Here is a 4,948-nt window from a genome sequence, read left to right on the forward strand (position 1 = left end):
TGAGAGTCGCCACCACAATCGTTGCGAGTCTTTCCGCAAGGCTCGGCAAAGATCGGAACCGCGAGCCCTGCGGAAAGACCCCCGCACGCGGGGATCTTCCCGTCGTCAATCCTGTTTCAAGTGCGCCGTTGTCGGGGGGTTGCCGACGTGGGCAGTATCGACCGGTCTGAGACCGGCAACCCCGCGCGATGGAAACAACGCGGTCCTCCCGTGCGACCTGGTTGTCTCGTGTCGCCGGACCCGTATCGGGGTGGTGGGTCCCACTTACATGGGCGCGGTCTGTCCGCACAAAGGGACCCGCCTTTTCCCGACAGCGGGCGGCCGGTGACGATTGAGGCAGAAGGCCTTGCGGCCTTCCCGCAACCCCCGCCCGGGAGGCTCCGGGAAGGCCGCAGACCTTCCCCGGTCACCGGTCCGAAACCGCAGTCCGGAAGGGGCGGGATGCCCCTTCCGGCCGGTCGTGGATCAGGCCGCTTCCTCTTCGGCCGGCTTCTCCCAGAACTGGCCCAGGGGCCGGAACTGGTAGCCCAGGCTCTTGAGCCGTTCCTTCTGCCGGCGGAAACGGGCTCGGTCCACGGTGGGGTCGAGCTTGACCTTCGCGCCCAACGGCCACAGTTCACCGAACAGGCGAACGTCAGGATCCTCGTCATCCCCCTCGGTGGGCTCGTCGCCGCTCGGAGCGGGCTGCGGCATGGTGGCCGGTGGCGTCTCCTCGATGGGATCGGGTTCCACTGCGGGGGGCACGTCCTCGGCCGTGAGTTCGTCGATCCCGGCCAATGCCATGGTCTCCAGCGTGGCCCGGACCTCGACGACCAGGCGCCCGCCGGCCAGGTAGTAGGAGGGATAGATACGGCTGATGCCGAAGTCCCCCTCGTACTTGCCTTCCTCGTACTGGTCGAGGAGTGTGTCCTTGACGGAAAACTCGCCGAGATCGGTCACGAGCCGGCCGACATTGAACGGGCCGTTACGGCCGTTGATGGTGCGGATGGTCAATACGCCGCTGAGTTTGAGCATGGTGCATCTCCTTGTGTCTTGAAGAAAGACGGGGAGACGCGGCCCCCGGGTGGGGAGAAGGTCTCCCCGTCGGGGTGGTTGAAAGGAACAGGAGCAGGCCTTGTCCAGACGTGGATCAGGCGGCCTGTTCCTGGTCGGCGGAGGGCAGGGTGACCGGTTCACCGTCCACTTTGGCCCAGCCGATCCTGAGCAAGCGGGCTTTCAGGCTGATGCCGGTCTGGCCGGCCCGGTCACCGCGCTCGTAGGTGAAGGTTTCCGCATACAGGTCGCCGCTCTTGAAACCCACGAGAACAGTGCGCCCGTCCTCGATGGCAGGCTTCAACTGACGGACGATCTCCTGCGCCGTCTGGCCGGACACCCGGCAATCGAAGCGGGTGTACTCGACGTTGTCGACGCTGCCGTGCAGAGCGGAAATGTCCACCGCCAGAAACGGTTGACCTCGCTCGGGCTTCACTTCCCGGATGCGGTTCAGATAACCGATGCCGGTAGTATGAAGATCGAAGTACTTGGGTTGAGATGAGTTTTGCATGGTGCATTCTCCTCTTGGTTGAAAAACACCGGAGAAAGCACAGCCCCTGGACGGGGAATGACTTCCCCCGGCAGGGTGGATGAAGGGTGGATCGACGGCCTTCAGGCCGCCGCGCCTGTCTCGCGATCCGACAAAGGCGCATGGGACGCCGGCAAAACCGGCAAGGGTACCGTTGAATCCGCAACGGTGACGGAAAAACTATCTTGAATCTAACAGGCGTGGGGGGTGCGTCAAGGCGGAAACGTTATCGGGGATTCGAGACAATTCTCAGTACCCCATGTCGAGGTCCTGGGCCTGGGCGGCCAGCTCATCCAGGCAGCGGGTACGCAGCCGTTGGCTGCGCTCCTTGTGTTCCAGTACGTCCCGGAGGCACAACCGGCATTGAGCGCCCCTGTTCCGGGCGGGGATATCTCCCTGTTCCAGGAGCCGGTCCAGGTAAGACCTGGAGACGTTCAGGAAGTCCGCGGCCTGGTTTGGGGTGAGTTCGTCGTCAGGGCACGTCATGGTTGCGAAGAATGCCAAAATAAACAATGGGTTATTGTGCCATTCCTGCTTCTCAATATACGCCAGAATCCCCTTTCTGTCCAAAGGTGCTTTCTGCTTCAGACACACAAAAGGCGGGATGGATAATAATCCCAGCACTTATTCTAATTTGTTGGTGAATTTGTCCAGAATGTTCCAGGGACAGTTCTAACGAACCAAGCGCCGCTCAAGTAACGATTGCATATCCCTGCGGCCATCAAGGATGCAATGAATGAAGACGTCCTGCTTGATGACCTCATAGATGACGCGATACGGCTTGAAATGAACCTCCCGATAGTTCGTTACGCCGATTCGATCCAGCTCGGGTGGAATGTGGCCCCGTTCGGGCAGCTCAGTAAGCTGCGAGCAGAGGGACTCCAACTGGTCCAGCACATAAGCTGCTTTCTCCACTGAGTCGTGGATTGCGATGTAGCGGTAGATGTCGATTAGGTCCTGCTCTGCATCCTCGGCAAGCCGGACACGATAGCGTTTCACTCGGCGAGTTCCCTGACGTGCTTGCGAATATCCGCAAAGGCTTTCTTGAGGGGTTTGCTGCGGCCTTCTTGAATGCTCTTGGAGCTTTGGGCCAGCATCTTGAGCAGCGCCAAAGACTCTTGGGTTTGTTCATAACTGGCAATATCCTGGAGCACTGCCTTGGCCTCACCGTGTTGTGTGATTACCATGGTCCGCTGTCCCTCGCTGACGTCTCGAAGTGCCTCGGCGGTATGGCTTTTCAAGTAACTGATGGGTTTGACCGATTCACTTAGTTTCATGACGCACGCTGCCTCTATAGTTTCATTACATACCAAATATAGTCCATATTTGGTACCAATGTAAAGACGCCGATGAATGGCCGAGATTCCCCTGGGATTCGGGTTGCGGTCAGTTTTCTTCATATCCGAGTCGTTCCAAAATCCCCTCCAAGGCCTCCAGAGAGTGGAAGGTGAACGAGATCCGCCCCCGGCCACGCTCCGGCTCATAGTCGACCCGGGTCTCCGCGCCGACGATTTCACCCACCCGCTGCTCGAGGCGCACGATGTCGGCGTCACGCCGGCTGTGGGCGTCTGGCCGCCGCTCGGGTGTGCCGTTCAGGGCGCGAATCCGCCGCTCCAGCGCCCGGACCGACAGGCCCTTGTGGATGGCCTCGTCCGCCAGATGGCGCTGCATGGGTTGCGGCAGTCCTGCCAGCAGCTTGGCGTGTCCGAGGCTGAGCCGGCCGTCCTCGACCTGGGCCAGGACCGGAGGTTCCAGTTTCAGGATCCGGAGAAGATGCGTGATGCTGTCGCGTGAACGGCCGAGTCGGCGGGCGGCCTCCTGGTGCGTCAGCCGAAACTCGCTGATCAGGCGCTCCACGCCGCGCGCCACTTCCACGGGGTTGAGATCCTCGCGCTGGATGTTCTCCACCAGGGCCTGGACCAGGGTGGAGCGGTCGTCGGTGGACCGTACCAGGGCGGGGATGTGCTGGAGTCCCGCCAGTTGGGCGGCGCGCCAGCGGCGCTCGCCGGCGATGATCTCGTAGCGTGTCGGTGCCGTGTCGGGGAGGGGGCGGACGATGATCGGTTGCACCACACCCTCGGTGCGGATGGATTCGGCCAGTTCCGCAAGCGCTTCGGAAGTGAACCTGCGGCGGGGTTGGTAGCGCCCCGGGCGAAGCAGGTCCACGTCGAGTTGCCGCACGCTCGTCTCAACCTCGAGCCGTTCATGCGGCGCCGTCGCGGTTCGGTGCCACGTGGCACCCGGCGTCGGACGGTCAATCTCGGCATTGCCGTCCACGGCGTGTTGTCTGTTGCCAGCCATGGTTTACAGAGGTCCCCGAGCGATCCTGATCCGTCAGTCCGATTCCTCGTCGTCCACCGGGTCCGACTTGGAGCGCACGGTCAGCGCGTCGACGCACAGCAGGTCCACCGTGAGGTAGTCGGCATCGAGGCGCAGCTGGGTATGCTGCTCACCTTGGTCGTCCTCCCAGGTCTCCTCCCGCAGCCGGCCGCGGGCGAAGATGCGGGCCCCCTTGGGCAGCAGCTTCGCCGCCGCCTCGGCCCGCCAGCCCCAGATGCTGGCCGTCACCCAGAAACCGCCACCATCCGCGAAGCTGCCGTCCTCCTGTTTGACGCGGCGGTCGAAGAAGATCCGCATGTCGGCCACGGGCCGCTGTTCGCCGTCCACTTCAACGTGTTTCAAGTCAGGGGCATTGCCCAAATTGCCGGTACCGCTGAACAATGTACTCATCTCGTTCCTCCTGGGGTCAGATTGTCGCCACCATGGCATCACAGACACCTTGGGCCGCACAGTGGAAACCGTATTTCGATTCACGGCTGGTTTCCGTTCTGGCAGGCGCGGAGCGCTTCCAGTTTCACCAGATAATCGCGCAGCCGCCGCAGTTCGTGCTGGCAAATGCTGGAGGCGAGGTTCAGTTCCAGACGTTGCCGCTCGAAGCGCAGAAACAACGGCCGTACGACCGGTGGCAGCCTGGCCAATACCCGCTGGCCCTGGTCGGTGGTGGTGAGCTCGAAGAACGTTTGGCCGCGTCTATCGTTGGTGGTCGCACGCCAGCGCAGATTGAAGTAGCCACCATGATGGTGCACCACCAGGTGGGCAACCCGCGGGGAACGGAAGGTCGCCTGGAACTCCCGCGCGAGGTTGCGCATGCGTGACTCGATCTCCGCCTGCCTTCGCTCCAGTTCCCGCACACGAACCCGGGCGCCCCCCTTACCCTTAAAGGGCAATAAAGGGCCTTTTGTATCCGCTCGTATCACTTTCGATTTCCCCCGCTGCTATCTAGTCGTCATGGGCCGCCTGCGTGTCGCCGGCAGCGCGAGCGGAGAGGAAGCCTTTGCTCGTTGGCGCAGTCGGCGTTGACTGATCACGGATTTCCGGGGCGTGGCG

8 protein-coding genes are annotated in these 4,948 nt (G+C 62.2%); all 8 read right to left on the bottom strand.

Annotation, left to right across the window (positions count from 1 at the left end; translation table 11 throughout):
- Window positions 1-465: 465 nt before the first annotated feature.
- Window positions 466-1,014, bottom strand: a complete 549-nt coding sequence (locus tag RIFP1SYM_RS12705) for a DUF3275 family protein (protein WP_039960462.1) — start codon at window positions 1,012-1,014, stop codon at window positions 466-468.
- Between the two features lie 115 nt (window positions 1,015-1,129).
- The gene (locus RIFP1SYM_RS12710; protein WP_005965346.1) at window positions 1,130-1,543 is read right to left on the bottom strand and encodes an STY4534 family ICE replication protein; all 414 of its coding nucleotides are present in this window, start codon (window positions 1,541-1,543) and stop codon (window positions 1,130-1,132) included.
- Window positions 1,544-1,810: 267 nt separating this feature from the next.
- Window positions 1,811-2,047, bottom strand: a complete 237-nt coding sequence (locus RIFP1SYM_RS12715; RefSeq protein WP_081417764.1) for a helix-turn-helix domain-containing protein — start codon at window positions 2,045-2,047, stop codon at window positions 1,811-1,813.
- A 186-nt stretch (window positions 2,048-2,233) separates the two neighbouring features.
- Window positions 2,234-2,560: a type II toxin-antitoxin system RelE/ParE family toxin gene (locus RIFP1SYM_RS12720; protein ID WP_005965348.1), complete on the bottom strand. Its 327-nt coding sequence runs from the start codon at window positions 2,558-2,560 to the stop codon at window positions 2,234-2,236.
- Entirely contained in the window at window positions 2,557-2,838 is a 282-nt protein-coding gene (locus RIFP1SYM_RS12725; RefSeq protein WP_039960464.1) for a type II toxin-antitoxin system Phd/YefM family antitoxin, read from the bottom strand. The genes RIFP1SYM_RS12720 and RIFP1SYM_RS12725 overlap by 4 nt, the downstream gene beginning before the upstream one ends.
- A 109-nt stretch (window positions 2,839-2,947) precedes the next feature.
- Window positions 2,948-3,838, bottom strand: coding sequence for a ParB/RepB/Spo0J family partition protein (locus RIFP1SYM_RS12730; protein WP_240992111.1), 891 nt, complete (start codon window positions 3,836-3,838; stop codon window positions 2,948-2,950).
- Between the two features lie 57 nt (window positions 3,839-3,895).
- Window positions 3,896-4,291 (bottom strand): single-stranded DNA-binding protein, encoded by a 396-nt coding sequence (locus RIFP1SYM_RS12735; RefSeq protein WP_039960465.1) that lies wholly within the window; start codon window positions 4,289-4,291, stop codon window positions 3,896-3,898.
- A gap of 80 nt (window positions 4,292-4,371) precedes the next feature.
- A complete protein-coding gene (locus RIFP1SYM_RS12740) occupies window positions 4,372-4,788 on the bottom strand; it encodes a hypothetical protein (protein WP_039960466.1) in 417 nt (138 codons plus the stop codon).
- Window positions 4,789-4,948 lie beyond the last annotated feature (160 nt).

The organism is endosymbiont of Riftia pachyptila (vent Ph05) (assembly GCF_000224455.1).
GTDB lineage: Bacteria > Pseudomonadota > Gammaproteobacteria > Chromatiales > Chromatiaceae > Endoriftia > Endoriftia persephonae.